Annotated in this window: 21 protein-coding genes; 9 read left to right on the top strand and 12 right to left on the bottom strand. The window is 53.1% G+C overall.

Translation table 11 applies throughout. The features are described 5' to 3' along the window. Positions 1–83 precede the first annotated feature (83 nt). The 4 genes from frr to rpsB form a co-directional block, all read right to left on the bottom strand. Positions 84–641, bottom strand: coding sequence for a ribosome recycling factor (gene frr / locus ADINL_RS05345; protein ID WP_036544654.1), 558 nt, complete (start codon positions 639–641; stop codon positions 84–86). Further along, on the bottom strand, positions 631–1389 hold the full coding sequence (gene pyrH / locus ADINL_RS05340; RefSeq protein ID WP_036544652.1) for a UMP kinase: 759 nt from the start codon (positions 1387–1389) through the stop codon (positions 631–633). Before pyrH ends, frr begins: the two co-directional genes overlap by 11 nt. A gap of 182 nt (positions 1390–1571) precedes the next feature. After that, positions 1572–2432 (bottom strand): translation elongation factor Ts, encoded by an 861-nt coding sequence (gene tsf / locus ADINL_RS05335; protein WP_036544650.1) that lies wholly within the window; start codon positions 2430–2432, stop codon positions 1572–1574. Positions 2433–2539: 107 nt separating this feature from the next. Next, complete coding sequence (rpsB, locus tag ADINL_RS05330; protein WP_036544648.1) at positions 2540–3274, bottom strand: 30S ribosomal protein S2; 735 nt, start codon at positions 3272–3274, stop codon at positions 2540–2542. Between the two features lie 260 nt (positions 3275–3534). Between rpsB and map the strand changes: the two genes are divergently transcribed. From map to ADINL_RS05305, 5 genes are all read left to right on the top strand, one after another. Further along, positions 3535–4317: a type I methionyl aminopeptidase gene (gene map, locus ADINL_RS05325; RefSeq protein ID WP_275574404.1), complete on the top strand. Its 783-nt coding sequence runs from the start codon at positions 3535–3537 to the stop codon at positions 4315–4317. Between the two features lie 2 nt (positions 4318–4319). Next, complete coding sequence (locus ADINL_RS05320) at positions 4320–7022, top strand: [protein-PII] uridylyltransferase (RefSeq protein WP_036544643.1); 2703 nt, start codon at positions 4320–4322, stop codon at positions 7020–7022. Positions 7023–7137: 115 nt separating this feature from the next. Continuing rightward, positions 7138–7635, top strand: coding sequence for an LPP20 family lipoprotein (locus ADINL_RS15910; protein WP_051632581.1), 498 nt, complete (start codon positions 7138–7140; stop codon positions 7633–7635). Positions 7636–7667: 32 nt separating this feature from the next. After that, the gene (locus ADINL_RS05310) at positions 7668–8138 is read left to right on the top strand and encodes a hypothetical protein (RefSeq protein ID WP_152547614.1); all 471 of its coding nucleotides are present in this window, start codon (positions 7668–7670) and stop codon (positions 8136–8138) included. Position 8139: 1 nt separating this feature from the next. Then, positions 8140–9366, top strand: coding sequence for a flagellar assembly protein T N-terminal domain-containing protein (locus ADINL_RS05305; RefSeq protein WP_036544640.1), 1227 nt, complete (start codon positions 8140–8142; stop codon positions 9364–9366). Positions 9367–9375: 9 nt separating this feature from the next. Here the strand turns inward: ADINL_RS05305 and ADINL_RS05300 are convergent, their stop codons facing one another. Next, positions 9376–10023, bottom strand: a complete 648-nt coding sequence (locus ADINL_RS05300; protein WP_036544638.1) for a YiaD family glycine zipper/OmpA-like lipoprotein — start codon at positions 10021–10023, stop codon at positions 9376–9378. Between the two features lie 207 nt (positions 10024–10230). On the opposite strand from ADINL_RS05300, the gene ADINL_RS05295 reads away from it, so the two are divergent. After that, positions 10231–12144 (top strand): beta-ketoacyl synthase, encoded by a 1914-nt coding sequence (locus ADINL_RS05295; protein WP_036544636.1) that lies wholly within the window; start codon positions 10231–10233, stop codon positions 12142–12144. A gap of 41 nt (positions 12145–12185) precedes the next feature. Further along, entirely contained in the window at positions 12186–12590 is a 405-nt protein-coding gene (locus tag ADINL_RS05290) for a hypothetical protein (RefSeq protein ID WP_036544634.1), read from the top strand. On the opposite strand, the gene ADINL_RS05285 is transcribed toward ADINL_RS05290, so the two are convergent. The 3 genes from ADINL_RS05285 to ADINL_RS05275 all read right to left on the bottom strand — a co-directional run bounded on the left by ADINL_RS05285 (position 12572) and on the right by ADINL_RS05275 (position 15517). Then, positions 12572–13348 (bottom strand): TatD family hydrolase, encoded by a 777-nt coding sequence (locus tag ADINL_RS05285; RefSeq protein WP_036544632.1) that lies wholly within the window; start codon positions 13346–13348, stop codon positions 12572–12574. The two genes, ADINL_RS05290 and ADINL_RS05285, sit on opposite strands and share 19 nt — an antisense overlap. Before the next feature lie 2 nt (positions 13349–13350). Then, positions 13351–14937 (bottom strand): peptide chain release factor 3, encoded by a 1587-nt coding sequence (locus ADINL_RS05280; RefSeq protein WP_036545508.1) that lies wholly within the window; start codon positions 14935–14937, stop codon positions 13351–13353. A gap of 133 nt (positions 14938–15070) precedes the next feature. Then, complete coding sequence (locus ADINL_RS05275; protein WP_036544630.1) at positions 15071–15517, bottom strand: c-type cytochrome; 447 nt, start codon at positions 15515–15517, stop codon at positions 15071–15073. Positions 15518–15623: 106 nt separating this feature from the next. On the opposite strand from ADINL_RS05275, the gene ADINL_RS05270 reads away from it, so the two are divergent. Next, positions 15624–16877 (top strand): ATP-binding protein, encoded by a 1254-nt coding sequence (locus tag ADINL_RS05270; protein ID WP_036544628.1) that lies wholly within the window; start codon positions 15624–15626, stop codon positions 16875–16877. Next, positions 16870–17403, top strand: coding sequence for a response regulator transcription factor (locus tag ADINL_RS05265; RefSeq protein ID WP_036544626.1), 534 nt, complete (start codon positions 16870–16872; stop codon positions 17401–17403). Before ADINL_RS05270 ends, ADINL_RS05265 begins: the two co-directional genes overlap by 8 nt. 5 nt (positions 17404–17408) lie before the next feature. Here the strand turns inward: ADINL_RS05265 and ADINL_RS05260 are convergent, their stop codons facing one another. Genes ADINL_RS05260 through ADINL_RS05245 form a run of 4 tightly spaced genes read right to left on the bottom strand, consistent with a single transcriptional unit; the run spans position 17409 to position 20914 of the window. Next, a complete protein-coding gene (locus ADINL_RS05260; protein WP_036544624.1) occupies positions 17409–18077 on the bottom strand; it encodes an energy-coupling factor ABC transporter permease in 669 nt (222 codons plus the stop codon). A gap of 1 nt (position 18078) precedes the next feature. Next, on the bottom strand, positions 18079–18534 hold the full coding sequence (gene rimI / locus ADINL_RS05255; protein ID WP_051632579.1) for a ribosomal protein S18-alanine N-acetyltransferase: 456 nt from the start codon (positions 18532–18534) through the stop codon (positions 18079–18081). Continuing rightward, positions 18531–19379, bottom strand: a complete 849-nt coding sequence (locus ADINL_RS05250) for a uracil-DNA glycosylase family protein (protein WP_036544622.1) — start codon at positions 19377–19379, stop codon at positions 18531–18533. The genes rimI and ADINL_RS05250 overlap by 4 nt, the downstream gene beginning before the upstream one ends. Beyond that, positions 19376–20914, bottom strand: a complete 1539-nt coding sequence (locus ADINL_RS05245; protein WP_036544620.1) for a 2-isopropylmalate synthase — start codon at positions 20912–20914, stop codon at positions 19376–19378. The genes ADINL_RS05250 and ADINL_RS05245 overlap by 4 nt, the downstream gene beginning before the upstream one ends. Between the last annotated feature and the right edge of the window lie 12 nt (positions 20915–20926).

Here is a 20926-nt window from a genome sequence, read left to right as displayed (position 1 = left end):
GCACTGCAACAGGGGTTATTTGACTTGCAGATGTGGACATAAGACGAGTGGCGGGGCATCAACCCCGCGCTCCGGCAGATACATTAAATTTCCATAAGATCTGACTCTTTCTGAGCCAGCAATGCGTCCACTTCCGATACAAACTTATCGGTGAGTTTCTGAACCTGATCTTCGCCACGACGCTCTTCGTCTTCACTGATCGACTTTTCTTTGAGCAGATCCTTGATACTACCGTTTGCATCACGGCGGATATTACGAATCGCAACCTTGGCCGATTCAGCCTCAGCCTTCGCCTGACGGATGAAGCCTTTACGCGTTTCCTGTGTCAATGCAGGCATGGGCACACGAATCACATCACCGGATGTATTCGGATTGATACCCAAATCCGATTTCATGATCGCCTTTTCCACCTCTGGAACCATTTTCTTTTCCCAGGGAATAATGGTCAGGGTACGTGAATCCTCAACGGTGATATTCGCCACCTGGGAAATCGGCATCATAGATCCATAGTAGGACACCTGAACACTGTCCAGAATACTGGGATGTGCTCGTCCGGTACGAATCTTTTTAAAGTTTTCCACCAAAGCGTCAATGCTTTTGGCCATACGCACTTCAGCGTCTTTTGTAATTTCACTCAGCATAGGTTTCTCCTGCAGCAGGTCCCGCATCAATCAGCGTACCTTCATCTCCACCCATCACCAGATTCACCAGCGCACCGTGTTTATTCATATTGAACACACGTACCGGCATATCATGATCACGTGTCAGACAGATCGCCGTCATATCCATGACGCCCAACTGTTTATCCAAGACTTCATTAAAACTCAAGTGCTTGTAACGTTTCGCCGTCGGATCCTTCATCGGGTCCGCGGTGTAAACACCATCCACTTTCGTTGCTTTCACCACCACATCGGCTTCTATCTCAATGCCGCGCAAGCAGGCTGCGGAATCCGTGGTAAAAAATGGATTGCCGGTACCCGCCGCAAAGATAACGACATCATTCTGACGCAGGTAGCGCATGGCATTACGGCGATCATAATGATCCACCACACCCGACATCGGAATCGCAGACATAACGCGCGTGGCAATATTACAACGCTCAAGAGCGTCTCGCATCGCCAAGGCATTCATGACCGTAGCCAGCATACCCATATGGTCACCTGTAACCCTGTCCAGGCCCGCAGCACTCAGGGCTGCACCACGGAACAGGTTACCACCACCAATCACAATACCAACCTGCACACCGATACCGACCAATTGGCCGATTTCCAGTGCCATACGGTTAAGTACCTTAGGGTCGATGCCGAAATTCTCATCCCCCAAAAGCGCTTCACCGCTGAGCTTGAGCAGAATTCGTTTATATCTGGATTGTTTATCAGCGCTCGGCATCGATAGGTTCTCCGCACTTAATAAGTTGCCACAGTGTACTCGAAAACGGCGCAATTACGCAGTTTTTTTAAAGCGCCAAGGTGTTACCCACAACTAAACCGGGCACAGCGCAACGCTTGCCCGGTCCAGAGACTGAACCGACAATCATGAAGCGGTCGGCTCAGCAGAGTACAACCAATGAATCAGCCTTTCAGCTGCTCAGCCACTTCAGCTGCGAAGTCTTTCTTCTCAACTTCGATACCTTCACCCACACCCACACGGATAAAGGAGACAACGTCAGCACCTGCCGCCTTAACCAGCTGACCAACCGTCTGCTCAGGATTTTTGACGAACGCCTGCTCAACCAGGCTGTTCTCAGCAAGGAACTTCTTGATGCGACCCATCGCCATTTTTTCTTTGATTTCCTGTGGCTTACCTTCCATGTCAGGCTGAGCCATGATGATATCCTTCTCACGCGCCAGCTCTTCCTGTGGCATATCTTCAGGCTTGGCAACACGCGGGTTAACCGCGGTCACATGCATTGCCACATCGCGCGCCACATCAGCAGTACCTGCCGTCAGCGCAACAACGGCAGCCAGACGATTCGTACTGTGGACATAGCCATCAACCATTGCACCCTCAACCAGGAATACACGGCGAACAGAAATGTTCTCACCGATCTTCTGCACCAGCGCTTCGCGAGCAGTTTCCAGCTCACCCGCCATCAGCGCAGCAACATCTGTCTGCTTGTCAGCAAACGCTTTAGCCAGCACTTTATCAACAAAGCCCAGGAAGTTGTCATCACGGGCAACGAAATCTGTTTCAGAGTTGACTTCAACAATAACCGCATAGCTGTTGTCATCAGCAACACGCAGCGCGACCACACCATCAGCAGCCGTACGACCTGCTTTTTTAGCAGCCTTCATACCGGATGACTTGCGCAGATCATCAATCGCTTTTTCGATGTCGCCCTCAGCTTCTACCAGTGCTTTTTTGCACTCCATCATGCCCAGACCGGTACGCTCACGCAGTTCTTTAACCATCGCAGCAGAGATATTCGCCATCTTAGTATCCTCAACACTCAATTAATCATTAACTCTGATCGAAAAAAGGGGAGCACCGCTCCCCCTCTGACAATTGCCTAGCCTGTCATATCAGGCTTACAAACTGATTACTCAGCTGCAGTCTCTTCGACTTCAACAAACTCGCTCTTGTCAGCTACAGTTTTACCCTGACCTTCAATGCAAGCGTCTGCAATTGCACGCGCATAGATCTGAATCGCACGCAATGCATCGTCGTTACCTGGAATAACGTAATCCACGCCATCCGGATTGCTGTTGGTATCAACAACACCGATAACAGGGATACCCAGCTTGTTTGCTTCGTTGATCGCGATACGCTCATGATCAACATCGATCACGAACAGCGCATCAGGCAGACCGCCCATCTCTTTAATACCACCGATGGAACGCTCCAGCTTTTCCATTTCACGAGCACGCATCAGCGCCTCTTTCTTGGTCAGCTTGTCGAAGGTACCATCCTGAGACATGGCTTCCAGATCGCGCAGACGGCGAATAGACTGACGGATGGTTTTATAGTTGGTCAGCATGCCACCCAACCAGCGATGGTTGACGTAAGGCATGCCAGCACGCATAGCTTCTTCACGGATGACTTTGCCCGCAGCACGCTTGGTTCCAACGAACATAATCTTGTTCTTGTTGGAAGCCATATTGTGTACCACATCCAGTGCATTATTCAGCGCTGGCAGGGTGTGCTCCAGGTTGATGATATGAATCTTGTTACGTGCACCGAAGATGAACTTGTTCATTTTCGGGTTCCAGTAACGTGTCTGGTGACCGAAGTGTACGCCTGCTTTCAGCAGGTCACGCATTGAAACTTTTGCCATTTCAAAGATTTCCTATAATTGGGTTTAACCTCCACCTACCCCATCTTCCCACTGCCAGAGGCAGCACCCAGAAAGCCTGTGCCGGTAAGTGTGTGTGTTAAGTGTGCAAAGCACGGATTTTTTGGAGCGCATTTTATACCACAACCCAACCCATATTTAAAGTTGATTTTGTGAACTGCCTAACCCTTATCACTCCACTCAGTTATTCGCTACAATAGAGCTCACGACTGACGAAATAATGACCTTCGATCAAGCAGGAAATAAACAGAGCCATGAGTATCAGCCTGAAAACACCGGATGAAATTGAAAAGATGCGCATTGCAGGCAAACTGGCTGCAGACGTACTGGAAATGATCGAACCCCATGTCAAACCCGGGGTTACGACCAATGCACTCAACCAGATATGTCACGACTATATCACCCAAGTGCAACAAGCCATTCCGGCCCCACTGAATTATCACGGCTTTCCGAAATCTATCTGCACCTCAGTTAACCAGGTGGTCTGTCATGGAATACCCAATGACAAACCGCTCAAAGATGGTGATATCATCAACATCGATATCACCGTCATCAAGGATGGCTATTATGGTGATACCAGCAAGATGTTTTATGTCGGCAAGGTTGCCGAGCATGCCCAGCGTCTTTGCGAAATCACCCAGGAATGTCTTTACAAGGCGATAGCACTGGTCAAACCCGGCGCACGTTTAGGCGACATCGGCGAAGTTATCCAGCGCCATGCAGAAAGCAACCACTATAGCGTAGTACGTGAGTACTGCGGCCACGGCATCGGCAGTGAATTTCATGAAGACCCTCAGGTACTGCATTACGGCAAGGCCGGCACCGGCGAACTTCTACATGAAGGGATGACCTTCACCATCGAACCCATGATCAATGCCGGCAAACGTCAGGTCAAACTATCCAAACGGGACGGCTGGACTGTCGAAACTGCCGATCGCCGCCTGTCCGCACAGTGGGAGCACACCCTGCTGGTCACAGCTGACGGCGTGGAAGTCCTGACACGCCGCAGCGACGAGTCTTTCTGACGATGAGCCAGTCTCCTGTCTATACCCAGCCGGTTCCTGAATACCTGGATCTCGACACACTGCGCCAGGCCATCCAACAGGGCAATGAAAAGCCCCTGATACTGCTGCGCCAGGCGCTTCGCAATGCCGAGTCGCTGATGGACAGCGACTTCCGCCAGGGCGGCGACATCCGCAAGCTGATCTATGGTCGCGCCTGGGTACTGGATCAGGTACTGACACTGGCCTGGAACCTGTTTTCCTGGCCCGACGACTCACATATTGCACTGATTGCCGTCGGCGGTTATGGACGGGGCGAACTTCACCCCTTTTCAGATATTGATATCCTGCTGCTGACCGATGAAATTGACGCGAGCAGCTTTTCTGACAGCATCAGCGCATTTCTGACGTTACTCTGGGACCTCAAGCTCGACATCGGCTCCAGTGTTCGCACTATCCGCGAATGCTACGAAGAATCACGCAACGATATCACCATTGCGACCAACCTGATTGAATCACGCACCATCAGCGGCAATCCTGCACTACAGCAGCGCATGTATGCCCAGGTTACATCAGAAGAGGCCTGGTCTGATCAGGAGTTTTTCAAAGCAAAACTTCAGGAACAGTCAGAACGTCACCAGCGCACCAATAACACTGAATATAATCTTGAGCCCAACCTGAAAAACTCTCCCGGCGGCCTCAGGGACCTGCAAACCATTGGCTGGGTAGCGAAACGCCATTTTGGTGCCACCTATCTGCGCGATCTGGTCAGCCACGGCTTTGTCACTGACAGCGAACTGGAGTCACTGAACAAGGGTGAGCTCTATCTCTGGACAGTTCGCTACGCCCTGCACATGCTCTGCAAGCGTCGCGAAGACCGCCTGCTGTTTGACCACCAACGCAGTCTGGCCGCGTTTTTTGGCTATGAAGACCAGGAGGGTGCCCTGGCTGTAGAGCAGTTCATGAGCAACTACTACCGTGTTGCCAAGGCAATGTCGGAGTTCAACGACATGCTGCTGCAATACTTTGACGAAGTCATTCTGCGCGGTGATGATCCCCATCAGATTGAGCCACTCAACAATCGCTTCCAGATACGCAATGACTATCTCGAAGTAGTGTATGACAAGGTGTTTGAGCACCACCCTTTTGCCATGATGGAGCTGTTTGTTCTGCTGGCTCAGAACCCGCAGATCAAAGGTGTGCGCGCATCCACCATCCGACTGATTCGTGAACACCGCCATCTGATTGATCGCGAGTTTCGTCAGGATCTGCGCAACACCTCTCTGTTCATGGAGTTACTGCGCTCAGAAGAGGGCGTTTCAACCCAACTGAAACGTATGAATCGCTACGGCATCCTGGGGCGCTACCTGCCTGAATTCGGCAAAATTGTTGGCCAGATGCAGCATGACCTGTTTCACATCTACACAGTTGATGCACACACGCTCAAAGTGATTCAGATGATGCGCCAGTTCCGGCATGAAAACATGCAACAACACTTTCCGCTGGCTCACCGCATCATCAACCAGCTACCCAAGATCGAACTGCTCTATATTGCAGGACTCTACCATGATATCGCCAAAGGACGCGGTGGCGACCACTCAGAGCTGGGCGCCGATGATGTTATCGGCTTTTGTCGCCGTCATCATATCGGCAAATGGGACACGCAACTGGTTGCCTGGCTGGTACGCCGTCATCTACTGATGTCCATGACAGCACAGCGCCGCGATATCTCCGACCCTGAAGTGATCCACAAGTTTGCACTGGAGGTCCGCGACATTGTCCACCTCAACTATCTCTATGTGCTGACCGTGGCTGATATCAACGCCACCAACCACACACTCTGGAACAGCTGGCGCGGCACCCTGTTGCGCCAACTCTATACGGAAACCAAGCGCGCGCTGCGCCGGGGACTGGAAAACCCGATGAACAAGGAAGACCGTATCGAGCAGCTCCAACTGGAAGCGCTGCAACTGCTGCAACGCATGAACAAAAGCGAAACTGAAGTACGTCGTTTCTGGGCCCTGCTCGGGGATGAGTATTTCATGCGCGAAGACTCAGCCAATATCGCCTGGCACACGCAGATTATTCTGGAGCATGCAGATCGTCCCCTGCCGTTGATACAGGTACATAAAACCTCTTATCGCCTGTACGAAGGGGCCACCGAGATTTTCATCTACGCCGATGATCTGCCTTACCTGTTCCCGGCGACCGTAGCAGCACTGGATCAACTGCACCTGAACGTCGTCGATGCACGCATCATTCCGACCGACAATGGGCGTACGCTGAACACCTATACTGTTTTGACAGAAGACAATCAGCCTCTGTCCGACGATCCGGGCTATCTGAACCGTATACAGCAACACCTGACTGAAGAGCTGGATGATCCGGATGACTTTCCGGAAATCATTCAGCGACGCGTGCCTCGCATCCTCAAGCTGTTCACCATCCCGACCAGCGTCAATCTGAGCAACGACCCCAGCAGTCAACAAACAGTGCTGGAAGTGATCACCTCGGACCGACCAGGACTGCTGGCACGCCTGGGACGCATCTTCGTTGAGTTTGATATTTCGGTACGCAAAGCCAAAATATCCAACATTGGCGAGCGCGTAGAGGACTTTTTCTTTATTACCGATGCCGAGGGCAACCCGATCAGTGACCCGGAACTTTGCCAACAGTTACAGCAAGCCATCTGCCAAAAGCTGGATGAACATATCCAGCACAGTAACTGATTGCTAAAAACAGTGGTTTATACTGAAGTTTTAAAGTTTTTCTGGCAGCACCCGATATAGGTAACTAGTATATTCAGTGTTAGTATTCCGTGCAGCGTAACAAGAGACCCAGATTATGAAGAAACTCTATCTACCCCTGCTCGCCCTACTGGTTATCATCAGTGGCTGTACTACTCAACATCATACGCGCACGGATGCTTTCCGCGATGACAGTGACATTATTATCGTCAAGGTCACCGGCTATGGTGCTCCGAAAAACACCTTTGCCAATGCCGCTCAACGTCGACTGATGACCATGCGCGCATCGGAGATAGATGCCTATCGCAAGGTTGCCGAACAGGTTGCCGGTATCTATATCACCGGAGACAGCGACCTGAATGACTACATGGCTGGCAATGATCGTCTGCGGACACAGCTGAATACCTATATACAGGGCGCAGCGATCACCCATCAGGAAATTCTGGATGATGGTGTAGCCGTCACCCAGATGTCGATGCAGGTCAGCCGTAGCCAACTAATCCGTATGCTGGAAAAAGAAAACACCAATCCGGTTCGTCGTGGAGCAGGGCTGGTACCAGGCGGAGCTGTCCGTGATCCCGGCTATACTTTCTGACAGTGCTTAACTTCGGAACCTGGTACAACCCTGTGTGCAAAGCCTTGACGACCGGCTGGATAGCCACCCTGTTGCTGTCATTACTCCTGACACCACAGGCCTGGGCACACCAGACCGCTACAGTCCGGATTGACAGCAACCTGGCAAGCCTCGCCCGCGATCAGATTCGTGCGGGGCACTACCAGCGCTTTCTCAAGCAACAACAGGGTTCCAGTCTGGAGTTCCTGCCTGATGCCTTTGTCTTTGATTACCCACCAGCAGGCACTCAGGGTCAGATACAACAAATTTTCTGGAATGAACCTGAAAGCCTGTTTGCCGTGATAAATCTGGGCAAGCAGGATCGCCTGCTTCCAGGACACCTGTTACACTTTTACAAGACACTTCCCGGCCAGCGCAGAGAGGCGGGAGGTGCGCTCGTCGTACTCCAGACATTCAATCACCATAGCTATGTACAGATTCTGCGCGCTGATCGCGTACCAGCTGTTAATGATCGGGTCGAATAAGGTGTCACAGCGGACTCTGTTGATTTTTTCCTGGCTGATTTTCAGCCTGTTGAGTATCTCAGTTCAGGCCACCCCCTTACCCTCCGTCATTGAGGCGGAAGGCAGTGCCACGGTCATTCATGGCGACCTGATCACCGCTCGACGCACCGCTGTCCAGCAAGCATCTGAAGCCGCCACCCAACGTGCCGCTGCATTTATCAGCTCCACCACAGAGGTTCGCAATGGCGTAATCGTTGCTGACAACACCCGTATTTCCAGCAGCGCTCTGCTGAGCGATCTCCATATTATTGAAGAACGCCTGCAAGGAAATGAACTGACTGTCAGAATTCGCGCACAACTCAACGCCGCTCAGGGTTGCCCTGGCAGCCTGCCGGAAGTGGCTTATCTGCGTAACGTAGGCTTCACCGCCTTTCCTTTGGTACAACCGTCTCAAGCCAATGCGGGAGGCCTGCACGACATGCCTGTCCGCCTTCCTGAACTGCTTGCCAGAGAACTCAAACAGCGCCCAGGCTTTGACAGCCACACAGCGACCCACTTGCGGCTGCACAGCAATCTGGATAACGCACCGACACAGATGCTGGATGACGGCACCCTGACCAACCTGCAGCGTCACACTGAACAAACCAATATGCAGTACATTGTCTCGGGTGTCATTCGCGATATCAGTCAGCGCAATCCACAGGGCGGACGCGAACCGCATATTTTGACCGATCTCTACCACCGCCTCGATGCCAATCATGAGCGCAACATGCGCGCATTCATTCTGGACGTATACCTGCATGATGCTCTCAGCGGCGGGCTGATCTGGCAAAAGCGCTATATGACCGGCGGCATCTGGAATGCAGGACAACAACGAACCGGCTTTGCAACAGATGCGTTCTGGCTGCAGGACTATGGTGACAAGGTGCGGCGGGAAATGCGTCAGGTGGTTGCAGACCTGAATGACCGTTTACGCTGTGAGCCATTCAGTGCACGCATTACACGTGCTGAGCAGAATCGCTTGTGGATCAATGCCGGATCGCTCAGTGGACTGAACCCGGGAGATCGACTGTCCGTATACCGACGCCAGGTGCATTATGACAGCCGTAATGAAGCCTTCTCGGAATTTGTCGGCACAGGTACAACTCTGACACTCGATCGGGTAGAGCCCACCTTTGCCAGTGGCACACTCAACAGCCAGGCCAGTCACGTCAACATTCAACGTGACGACCTGGTGCGCAGTCAGTAAAGTCCAGCCTTATTCCTGACCGCGAATCTTGATCTCAACACGTCGATTCAGGGAGCGACCGTGTGTTGTATCATTTCCGGCTACCGGCATTGATGGGCCATATCCGCGCGTACTGACACGCATCGGAGACACGCCTGAATTGATCAGATACTGCGCAACACTCTGGGCGCGCCGTTCAGACAGTTGCTGGTTATACTGCAGACTGCCGGTGCTATCCGTATGACCTTCAACATCAATCAATGTTTGATCATACTGACGCAGCACATTCGCTACATGGTTCAAAGTGTCATGAAACGCAGGTTCGATCCGGTCCTCATTGGTCGCAAAGGTAATACTCCCGGGCATCACCAGCTGTATTTCATCACCGACCCGGTTCACATCCACACCCGTACCCTGTAACTGCTGGCGCAAATGTGCTTCCTGCTGATCCATGTAATAGCCGATACCACCACCCACAGCTGCACCCAGCAGCGCACCAACCAGTGCGCCTTCATTACGCTTTCCCGAGCCGGCTACCGCGGCTCCCAGCGCAGCACCGCCCACAGCACCACCCGCTGTACCTTTTACGGTATTGGAAGGCTGATAGGGATTTGCCGTGCAACCCGCCAGAAAAATCATTGAAGCCGACGCTGACGCCAACACCCATTTAGCTTTCATCGCTTTGTTCTCCCATCTGCAGGATCAAATTGTTCACTATTATAGAGGGGTTATACGTGATCGAAACTGAACCTTATATGAAGAATAGCCAACTATCACATCAATACCAGGCAAACGTGGATCAGAGCTGGTACAGCCAGAGCCTAACCGCTAAAATAGGGAGATCGCAGCGTCTATTCAGCCTTTCAGCTTCAAGGAGCCACCCTCTTGTCACAGCTTCCTGTCATTGTGGGTTTCGGCGGCATCAGCCCAGCCGGACGATCATCTTTTCACCATGGCTATCGCCGTCTGATTCTGGATCAGTTGGACAGCCAGAGCCGGATTGAAACCCTGACAGCACTGGCGACCCTGATGCAGCGCGCCCGTTTTACTGATGGCCAATACACCACGCGTGATGGCCGTGTCATGGATAGCACCAGTCTGGCACAAGCGCTGGATGCAGAGCTGCGTGCTGACACCTTGATTCGCCGTATCCACCCTGACTGGTTCGACGTGTCAGCGGTTATGCTGAACAAGCCCGCTACGCTGCAGGCTGAGCAAGGACCGGTCACCTTCCGTCTGCGCAACCGTCACCTGCCACAGAATCCACCGGCGAACTGGCAGATTACGCCACTGACAGGCGGCGAATCAGAAATACAGGTACTGGGGGGCTGTGATGTTATATTCCCTGATTACCGTGAAGCTGCCGTACAAAGTGCGGGCATGTTGCCGACAGGATTTGATCCTGGCTCCCTGTATCAGTCACGTAACCACCCCCGCGGCCTGCAAATGAGCGTCTATGCTGCTTCAGATGCCATACGCTCTGTCGGTATCAACTTCAAGCAACTGGCTGCCCAGCTGTCGCCCGATCAGATAGCCGTATTTGCCAGCAACTCCATAGGACAGCTGGATGACAACGGTTTTGGTGGTCTGACCAAGTTCCCGGCACTGGGGAAACGCACCACCTCCAAACAGATGCCGCTGGGTTATGCACAGATGCCCGCTGATTTTATCAACGCCTACCTGCTGGGAAATGTGGGCCTGACCGGAGGTGCACTGGGTGCCTGTGCAACCTTCCTGTACAACCTGCGCAGCGGCGTTGAAGAGATACGTTCCGGTCGCAGAAAGCTGGTGATGGTCGGCGGCAGCGATGCGCCGGTAACACCCGAAATTATTGAAGGCTTCCGCGCCATGGGCGCGCTGGCTGAAGACAAATATCTCATGGCACTGGATAATCTTTCATCCCTGCAAGATGATGACTATCGCCGGGCTTGCCGCCCGTTTGGCAATAACTGCGGCTTTACCATTGGCGAATCAAGCCAGTACCTGGTCTTGATGAGTGATGACCTGGCCATCGAAACCGGTGCTCAGATACTGGGGGCCGTCGGCGATGTTTTTGTACATGCCGATGGCCATAAAAAGTCGATTTCGGCTCCCGGCATCGGCAACTATATGACCCTGGGCAAAGCTGCATCACTGGTACGCAGTCTGCTGGGTGAAACCGCGTTGCGCCAGCGCAGCTATGTTCAGGCACATGGCACCAGCACTCCGCAAAACCGGGTCACCGAGTCTCATGTGATTAATGAAACTGCCAAAGCCTTTGGCATTGACCGCTGGACCGTCTCTGCAGTCAAAGCCTATATTGGCCACTCACAGGGCTGTGCTGGTGGTGATCAGATCATGTCATCACTGGGTGCCTGGCAATACGGGGTGATTCCCGGACTGATCACCACACCCGAAATTGCTGATGATGTACATCAATCACACCTGAACCTGCCACTCGAACATCTGGTCGGCGCTGCTGAGCAGATGGACAGCGTACTCATCAATGCCAAGGGCTTTGGTGGCAATAATGCCAGCGCAGTATTGCTGTCACCCAAGGCTACCGAAGCGCTGCTCGGCAAACGCTATGGGCAGTCAGGCATGCAACAATGGCGTCAGCGCAATGAGCAGGTACAGACAACCGCACGCGACTATGATCAGGAAGCCACGCGGGGATTAAGCCGTCCTGACTATCTCTACGATCACCAGGTACTCACCGGCGAAGATCTGCGTATTGATGATAAAGCCATTCACCTGCCAGGCTATGCAAATCCGGTCTCTATTGACGTCAGCAACCCTTATCAGGATTTTAATGAGTGAGCGTCACAGCTCAGTCACGATTTTTAAAGGAGTACAGCGGTATGTTTTACAAGATCGGCTCTGTTCTGTTACTGGGTATATTACTGTCCGGCTGCATCAAAACAGACAATCTGCTCCAGCGCGACCCGACAGCACGCGAGTATTACAAGCTGGACACACGTGATCTACGACTCTGCCGCGGTGAAACCACTGACTGCTTTGGCCTGTCGCATATTTCATCTGCTCAACACCACCTGCGCCCAATGGAAGCACGCTATGGCCAGCGCGTAAGTGGTCCTAACTACCCGGTCAACTTTGCCCGCATGCTGATCAATCCACCAGCTGGCAGCTATACCCCTGAACAGGTCAGTGATCGCTACTATCACTTACCTGTGAATGAATGGACGGATACTGCCTGGGAAAGCCTCGTAAATGTGTATAAAGCGCACTATGACCGACGCTTGTAAAACAAGGATCTGGCGGTCTCCCCCGTCAGAGACACCACCTCATCCAGCGGCACATCTCTGAGCTGGGCCATAACCTGTGCGACCCGATACACCTGCAAGGGTGTGTTGGGTTGATCCTGAAAACCTTCCAGCGGCATATCCGGTGCATCGGTTTCCAACAGCAACCACTCCAGCGGCAGTTCGCGCACCAGTCGCTGCTGCTTCAAGGCTCTGGCATAAGTTATCGCACCACCAAAGCCCAGCTTAAAACCCAGCCTGCCATATTGATGTGCCTGTTCAAGACTTCCTGAATAGGCATGTACCACACCACCCACAGGCAAGGCATAACGGCGCAGCAAGCCCAGCATACGTTCATGTGCTTTGACAACATGCAGAATGACCGGCAGTTCACGCTCTCTGGCGAGTTTAAGCTGCGCTTCAAGCAACATCACCTGCACAGCCTCAGGGGCCATTCCCGGTCGTGCATCCAGCCCGATCTCGCCCACCGCACAGAGACTCTCACAGCTCTCCAGCCATCCTTGCAGTTGGGATACGGCATTGGCGGGATGCTGATGAATAAAACAAGGGTGAAGGCCCAACGCAATCTGTATTCGTTCAGGCCAACGCTGCTGCAGTTCCAGCACTCGCTGAAAATGCGCCAGCTCTACACCGGGTACCAGTATTTGTTCAATGCCCATTTCCGCAGCACGCTGCATCAACTCATCTCGTCCGGTATCGAATACCGGAAAATCGAGATGGCAATGGGTATCAAACAGCACGTTTAATGCTCGCGTGTAGCCCGGAAGCGGATATCCGGCCAACGCTCTTCAGTCAGCGACAGGTTGACCCGGGTCGGCGCCAGGTACGTCAGCAAACCCGCGCCATCCAGCGCCAGATTGTCATACCCTTTACGGCGGAACTCTTCCAGCATTTTGTTATCCTGACACTCCACCCAGCGGGCTGTCTGTACCGTGATTGGCTCATACAGACATTCAACCTTGTATTCATCTCTGAGGCGGAACACCACCACTTCAAACTGCAGCTGCCCGACAGCACCCAATATCAGATCATTGTTCTTCAAGGGCATAAACAACTGCACCGCCCCTTCTTCCGACAGCTGCTGCAAGCCTTTCTGCAGCTGTTTCATTTTCAGCGGATCTTTAGGACGCACCCGGCGAAACATCTCGGGAGCAAAGTGCGGGATACCGGTGTATTTCAGTGCTTCGCCTTCTGTGAAGGTATCACCGATCTGTATGGTGCCATGGTTATGCAATCCGATAATATCTCCTGACCAGGCTTCTTCGACATTTTCACGATCACCGGCAATAAACGTCACAGCATCGGCAATGCGAATATCCTTGCCAGTACGAACATGACGCATCTTCATGCCGCGGGTATAGCTTCCGGAGCAGATACGCATGAACGCAATGCGGTCACGGTGTTTGGGGTCCATATTGGCCTGGATTTTGAAGATAAAGCCACTGAACTTGTCTTCATCCGCAGCTACCGCACGGGTTTCAGTCGGACGTGCAGGTGGGGCTGGCGCCCACTCAACAAAATCATTCAGCATTTCACGCACACCGAAGTTGCCCAACGCTGTTCCGAAAAACACTGGCGTTAAACGACCCTCGAGATAGCTTTTCAGATCCCAGGGGTGCGTGGCACCCTTGACCAGTTCGATCTCATCGACAAAGGCATCATACTCATCATCCAGCAGAGCCCGGGCTTCATCACTGTCGAGACCTTCAATCTGCTTATCTTCTGCCAGGGTATGTCCCATGCCAGGTGTATAAACATGAATCCTGTCGGTATAGAGGTTGTATACACCTTTAAACCACTTGCCTGAGCCAATAGGCCAGTTAATCGGAGCCGCCTCGATCTTCAAGACCTCTTCAATTTCATCCAGCAGTTCAATCGGGTCACGGATATCACGGTCCAGTTTGTTGACGAACGAGAAAATAGGGGTATCTCTGAGGCGGCAGACATCCATCAGTTTGATTGTCCGCTCTTCAACACCCTTGGCGCCATCCACCACCATCAATGCTGAATCCACAGCCGTCAGTGTACGATAGGTATCCTCGGAGAAATCCTCATGCCCCGGTGTATCCAGCAGATTAACCGTGCGCCCATTGTACGGGAACTGCATCACCGATGAGGTGATCGAGATACCACGCTCCTGCTCCATCGTCATCCAGTCAGAGGTTGCATGCCGGTCACTGCCGCGCCCCTTGACAGTGCCCGCCACCTGAATCAGCTGACCGATCAACAACAGTTTTTCGGTAATGGTGGTTTTACCCGCATCCGGGTGGGAAATAATGGCAAAGGTGCGTCGAACAGACACCTCGGAGGCAATTGAACTCTGTGACATGAAATAGAATCTTCTGTTATGTAGGCGGGCACTCAGCAGCGACAGCATCTGATCTGTCAGACCTGGACAAAACCGGCTCCGCGAATGGACTAATCTGTTGGTCTATTTTCGCCCATCTGCTCGCCAGACACAATCAATCCAGCCGATACTGATCATGACAGGCTCGGCAACTCTGCAATGTCTGTCGAAACAGGTCACGAGTCTGACGGTCATTCCCTGCACGTGATGCTTCTGCCATCTGAGCGGTTGTTTCTATAAATCGCCGCATACGCTCATCGAAGTCATCACGATTGTCCCAGGCACGTGAAGCGGTTCGACTGGCAGCGCTCTGACTGTCCTCAGTAAAACCCTCCAGCGCCAGCTCACCCAAACGACTGAGCGTCTCTGCCCGGTAGGCGAAAGATTCATCGGAGTAGGCTTGACGCCGATGCAACGGATTCAGGACATTAAGCTGATAACTCATCAACCGGAAAGCAGACTGGCGATATTCAACACTGTCCTCCGGTTTCATGCTGTCAGCCTGAACACTCGCCACACAACTCCCCAGCATCATGATCATAATCATCAGCTTTGCTTTCATACCTGCTCCATACTTGCTTAATGCTAAAACTTTAACTGCGACATTCTGACGCGCCACAGGTTCCCCTAAACAGGGTATAATTCCGACAGCTGCTCAGGAGGCCTGCTTGAATCGACACCAGCACCACTTACTGCATCTTACCTACATCCGCACCCTGATACTGTTTGTGGTCTGTATTACATTGGTGATTGCAGTCCCGCGCCTGCGCCTGCAGCCAGACTTACTGAGCACCGGCCTGTGCCTGGCAGCATTGATTCTACTGAACCTGATGACCTACCTGCGACTGCACTCCAACTGGCCGGTACTGGATGCCGAATTTTTCGCCCAGCTCTGTGCAGATGTCATTATCTATGCAGCTCTGCTCTATCAGTTCGGTGGTGCCAGCAACCCTTTTGTCTTTGTTCTGCTGCTGCCTCTGATCGTGTGCGCCACCACCCTGCCTCGCAAGTTCACCCTGCTGATGGCCCTGCTGGTTGCGGGATTATACAGCTCATTGATGTTTAACCACCTGCCATTACTGGATTTTTCTGCGGCACATCAACATACGCTGGTGCAGCTGTTCCACCAGCATATCACCGGTCTGTGGATCAGCTTTCTGCTAACAGTCGGTGTCATCAGCGTCTATGTCGTGCAGATGCGCAACGCCCTGATTGAACGCGACCAACAACTTGGCAAAGCGCGCGAACAACGTATCCATGACCGCCAGCTACTGACACTGGCCACGCTGGCGGCGGGCACAGCACATGAATTGCGCACGCCCCTGTCGACATTACGTGTCGTGCTCAGTGATCTGCAACAAGAGCACCCCGAACTGGATGCAGATCTGAGCCTGATGCAACAACAGATCGATCTGTGCAACAGCAGGTTGCGTCAGCTCAGTGAGGAAGCCACTCTCAGCCAGCCACAACCTCAACGCTGTGATCTGTTTCTGTCCAGTCTGCTGGATGCCTGGCAGTTGATGCGCCCCCAGGCAGCCTATCGGCTGACGGATGTGCTCCAACCTGCCCCCTGCATTCAAGCCAGCATGACGCTGCAGCAAGCCCTGATCAATCTGCTGAATAACGCGGCGGATGCCAGCCCCGATGCTATTGAGATCTCTCTGACCGCCACTGCGACTGACCGGATTACCCTCACCCTGCGTGATCGCGGACCAGGCCTGACAGCAGAACAACTGGCCAACCTGGGCAAACCCTTTTTTACCACCAAAGGGGGCCTCGGCATCGGACTTTTTCTGACGGTAACGTCACTGGCCACGCAAGAGGGCGAGGTACGCCTGTATAACCACCCTGGCGGTGGCACCTTGACGGAAGTCAGCCTGCCAACCTGCCCCTGCGACCCGGAGGAAGCCGAGAATGTCTGAACAGCACTTTCTGGTCGTGGATGATGATGAAGTGTTTACCCGGGTATTGGGGCGCTCGCTGACCCGCCGCGGTTTTCAGGTAACGATTGCCCACTCAGCAGAACAGGCACGCAATCTGGACAGCCAAACAGGCATCCAATGGGCAACGCTGGATTTAAAAATGACCGGCGCATCGGGATTATCACTGATTCCCTGGCTACGTGAACAGTATCCAGAGATACGGATTCTGGTGCTGACCGGCTACGCCAGTATTGCCACAGCAGTGGATGCAATCAAGCTCGGCGCAGATCAATACCTGCCCAAACCAGCCGATACGGATCAGATTCTGGCCGCGCTGAACGCAGTCCAGCCAAATCTGGCACAACCCGTCGCGCATGAACCCATGTCAGTCAATCGCCTGGAATGGGAACATATCCAGCAAGTGTTGCAGCAACATGAAGGTAATATTTCGGCGACTGCACGGGCACTGAACATGCACCGCCGCACACTGCAACGCAAGCTGGCCAAATACCCGGTCAAACGCTGAGTGACCTACTGGTCATCAATATAGATTTTGGCGTCAAATGTACGAATCCAGTCCGGATGAAACACCATCATACCCGTCATGATAATGCCGTTAATCAACCCCTCAGGCAGCATGATCAGAGGCAGATACTGGGCATAGTCATGGTAGATTTTTGCCCAGCTGTAGATACCATCCAGCCACAAAATCAGCGCCATGGATAACCCGGAAATACCCACCGCCAGTCCGGCACCGGCAAAGGCACAGAGGAACATATAAATAAAGAAATTTTTCGGCAACCGGGCTTCTACAACACGCAACACAGCGATACTGACCCAGGCTGGAATCACCACATTGCATACCAGGTTAACCGGCAACATCTGCCAGGACTCAACCCCCAGCAAGGTCATGACCAACATGACGACAGAACCCACCAGCACCGCCAGATCCCAGCCAAACATCAGGGTCAGCGTGGTCAGCCCCAAAAAATAAATGGTAAGATAATCCGTCACACCCGCCCTGAGCTGCCATAGCAACACCAGAAGCGCGGCTGAACCGAACAGCAAATGCTGAATACCCCGCTCCCTCAGAATAACCGACCAGGGAATTCGCTTTACAATCCACAACAGCAGAACACCGTAGAATACGGCACTGCCCCAGATCCATGAGGTGCTGAGTACCCCCACCGTCACATTCATGTCAGTCGCTCACTTGGAGTGATAAAAGGTCCAGACCAAACAACAAGGCATCTTCATGCACGCCTGGTATCGCCGTATCATAATAACCGGTACGCCGACCATCCAGTTGAAAGCCACACGACTGATAGAGCGCCAGAGCCGCCCGGTTGGACTCACGCACTTCGAGCATCAGCCGCTGTATATCCTGCTGTCGCAACTGCTCACATAGCTGCTGCAGCAACTGTCGCCCCATGCCCTGACGTCGATATGCAGGCGAAATGGCTATGCGTAACAGCTCGGCTTCATCCAGTACTTTAGAACACTGGGCATAACCAATGAGTTGATCCTGGGCAATCAACACATAACTCTGCGGCAAAAATCTGTGCCACAGGGCGACAGACCAGGCATCCTCAAAGCAATGCGCTTCCAGTGCACGCGCAGGCTCCAGCCAGCGATTGTCGAGCGGTTCGAGGTTCATAGCAAGGTCTGCAAATCCTGCCAGCAGTCTGCCTTGAATTCAGGCAATTTGAGCATGTGGGTAATGCTGTAACTGACGACCGTTGTCACCCCTGTACGCAGACTAAAGGTTAGCCCACGCATCGCTTCCAGGGGTTGATCCTGCTCCAGCAGCCACTGAGCGGCAGGCTCACCCAGCAGCAGAATGCGACGGGCGGGATAGGCCTTAAACATCACTTCCAACTGTCTTCTGACCGCTCGCTGAGCCTCTTCGCCACCCTGATTCAATGAAGAACCTGCAAATACTGGCCAGTGATGCAGACGCATCGCATCCAGCTGTGCAGCACTGCCTAATGCACGGCAGACACCTGACAGCAGCTTGCGGTAAGCAGGATTGACCGCTTCCCGTGCATGCGGCGGTAAACTGTCAATTAACAACAGATCGCCTGCAGGTACAAACACCAGCGAAAAGGCTGGGTTAAGGAAACGCTGCGGCTGCTCCACAGGTGCCTCAGCTATCTGGGTATCGACCTCTGCTACCGGTATCTTTGGCTCGACCTTGTGAGTAGCCCCGGAGACACCCAGGCTGTCATCCAGTTTCAGGGAAGCGAGAGCATCCTGACGTGAGCGCTGCCTCTCGGCCGACGGCATGACTGGTGTTTCAGTCGCCACGGACGATCTGGCGACTGAAAGCGGCTGCGGGGCTTCATCACCCGCGACAGGCGGCCACACAAACTCAGCCACCCAGGCCGCAGGCGCGGGCGCAGCGGCGATTGCGCGCCGAGGCAACCAGCGCTGAATTCCCATGGCTTCAAGATAAACCTGTTGCTGCTGTACCTGATCTGCAGCCGCGTTCACCTGACTCATACCTGCGGATGTGCTTTCTGCAAATTAGCATCGAGCAGATTCAGCGCATGAATATACGCCTTGACCGATGCCGTGATGATATCGGTATCCGCTCCCAGACCATTCACAATCCGGCCTCCTTTCTCAAGACGTACAGTAACCTCACCCTGTGAATCCGTACCACTGGTAATAGCATTGACGGAGTACAACAACAGATTGGCCCCCGTCTGTGCAATCGACTCAATCGCTTTGAACGCCGCATCGACAGGACCACTGCCGGGTGACTGCGCCTTTTGCTCTGCACCCGCTACCGACAGCACCAGTTGCGCCATAGGAATTTCACCGGTTTGAGAAGTGACCTGCAAACTGCTTAAACGAAACTTCTCATACCCGCTGCTGGCGCGTGCATCACTGACCAGCGCGACCAGATCGTCGTCGAAAATTTCGCTTTTCTTGTCGGCCAGATCTTTGAAACGAGCAAACGCATCGTTCAGCTCAGCGTCGGAAGTAAACGTTGTACCCAACTCTTCCATGCGCGTGCGGAAGGCATTACGGCCTGACAACTTACCCAGGACCATCCGGTTGGTATTCCAGCCCACACTTTCTGCCGTCATGATTTCGTAGGTTTCGCGATGCTTTAACACACCGTCCTGATGTATGCCGGATTCATGTGCAAACGCATTGGCCCCGACAATGGCCTTGTTCGGCTGTACCGGAAAACCGGTAATACTGGAGACCAGACGTGAAGCCGGAACAATCTGCGTCGTATCGATACGCGTTTCCAGTCCCATCACATCCTTGCGGGTACGCAGTGCCATGACGATCTCTTCCAGTGACGCATTACCGGCACGCTCTCCCAGTCCATTCACCGTACACTCGACCTGACGTGCGCCGGCTGCAACAGCCGCCAGTGAGTTGGCCACCGCCAACCCCAGATCATTATGACAATGCACCGAAAAGATCGCCTTATCCGCATTCGGAATACGGTTCAGCAGCTGACCCAGCGTATGACCAAACTCCTGGGGCACGGCATAACCCACCGTATCCGGGATATTGATCGTACCCGCACCCGCATCTATGACCGCTTCAATAATACGGCACATAAAATCCAGCTCTGAACGGCTGGCATCTTCCAGTGAAAACTCGACATCCGCTACCAGATTTCTGGCCCGTTTCACTGCTCTCACTGCATTCTCAACCACCTGATCCGGCTGCATTTGCAGCTTGTACTTCATATGAATTGGCGAGGTGGCAATAAATGTATGAATACGTCCGGAATTGGCATTCGCCAACGCTTCTCCGGCACGATCAATATCGGCATCCAGCGCGCGTGACAAAGAGCAGACCGTGCTGTCTTGAATCGTGTCCGCGATCGCTTTAACTGCTTCAAAATCGCCCTGGCTGGCAATCGCAAAACCGGCTTCAATCACATCAACACGCATTTTTTCCAGCTGACGGGCGATACGCAGCTTTTCATCACGGGTCATGGATGCCCCGGGACTCTGCTCACCATCACGCAGGGTCGTATCAAATATAATGACGTTATTCTGGCTCATCGGAGGGCTCCC

Origin of the sequence: Nitrincola lacisaponensis, assembly GCF_000691225.1 — a bacterium.
Classification (GTDB): domain Bacteria; phylum Pseudomonadota; class Gammaproteobacteria; order Pseudomonadales; family Balneatricaceae; genus Nitrincola; species Nitrincola lacisaponensis.
Note: the sequence above shows the minus strand (reverse complement) of the source record. Positions and strands in the feature narration are given on the sequence as shown.

Coding starts and splice junctions, on each gene's coding strand:
- ADINL_RS05245 (WP_036544620.1), bottom strand. CDS start 20,914: ATGAGCCAGAATAACGTCATTATATTTGATACGACCCTGCGTGATGGT.
- ADINL_RS05300 (WP_036544638.1), bottom strand. CDS start 10,023: ATGAAAGCTAAATGGGTGTTGGCGTCAGCGTCGGCTTCAATGATTTTT.
- ADINL_RS15910 (WP_051632581.1), top strand. CDS start 7,138: ATGAAGAAACTCTATCTACCCCTGCTCGCCCTACTGGTTATCATCAGT.
- ADINL_RS05280 (WP_036545508.1), bottom strand. CDS start 14,937: ATGTCACAGAGTTCAATTGCCTCCGAGGTGTCTGTTCGACGCACCTTT.
- tsf (WP_036544650.1), bottom strand. CDS start 2,432: ATGGCGAATATCTCTGCTGCGATGGTTAAAGAACTGCGTGAGCGTACC.
- ADINL_RS05265 (WP_036544626.1), top strand. CDS start 16,870: ATGTCTGAACAGCACTTTCTGGTCGTGGATGATGATGAAGTGTTTACC.
- rpsB (WP_036544648.1), bottom strand. CDS start 3,274: ATGGCAAAAGTTTCAATGCGTGACCTGCTGAAAGCAGGCGTACACTTC.
- pyrH (WP_036544652.1), bottom strand. CDS start 1,389: ATGCCGAGCGCTGATAAACAATCCAGATATAAACGAATTCTGCTCAAG.
- frr (WP_036544654.1), bottom strand. CDS start 641: ATGCTGAGTGAAATTACAAAAGACGCTGAAGTGCGTATGGCCAAAAGC.
- ADINL_RS05320 (WP_036544643.1), top strand. CDS start 4,320: ATGAGCCAGTCTCCTGTCTATACCCAGCCGGTTCCTGAATACCTGGAT.
- rimI (WP_051632579.1), bottom strand. CDS start 18,534: ATGAACCTCGAACCGCTCGACAATCGCTGGCTGGAGCCTGCGCGTGCA.
- ADINL_RS05250 (WP_036544622.1), bottom strand. CDS start 19,379: ATGAGTCAGGTGAACGCGGCTGCAGATCAGGTACAGCAGCAACAGGTT.
- ADINL_RS05260 (WP_036544624.1), bottom strand. CDS start 18,077: ATGAATGTGACGGTGGGGGTACTCAGCACCTCATGGATCTGGGGCAGT.
- ADINL_RS05275 (WP_036544630.1), bottom strand. CDS start 15,517: ATGAAAGCAAAGCTGATGATTATGATCATGATGCTGGGGAGTTGTGTG.
- ADINL_RS05290 (WP_036544634.1), top strand. CDS start 12,186: ATGTTTTACAAGATCGGCTCTGTTCTGTTACTGGGTATATTACTGTCC.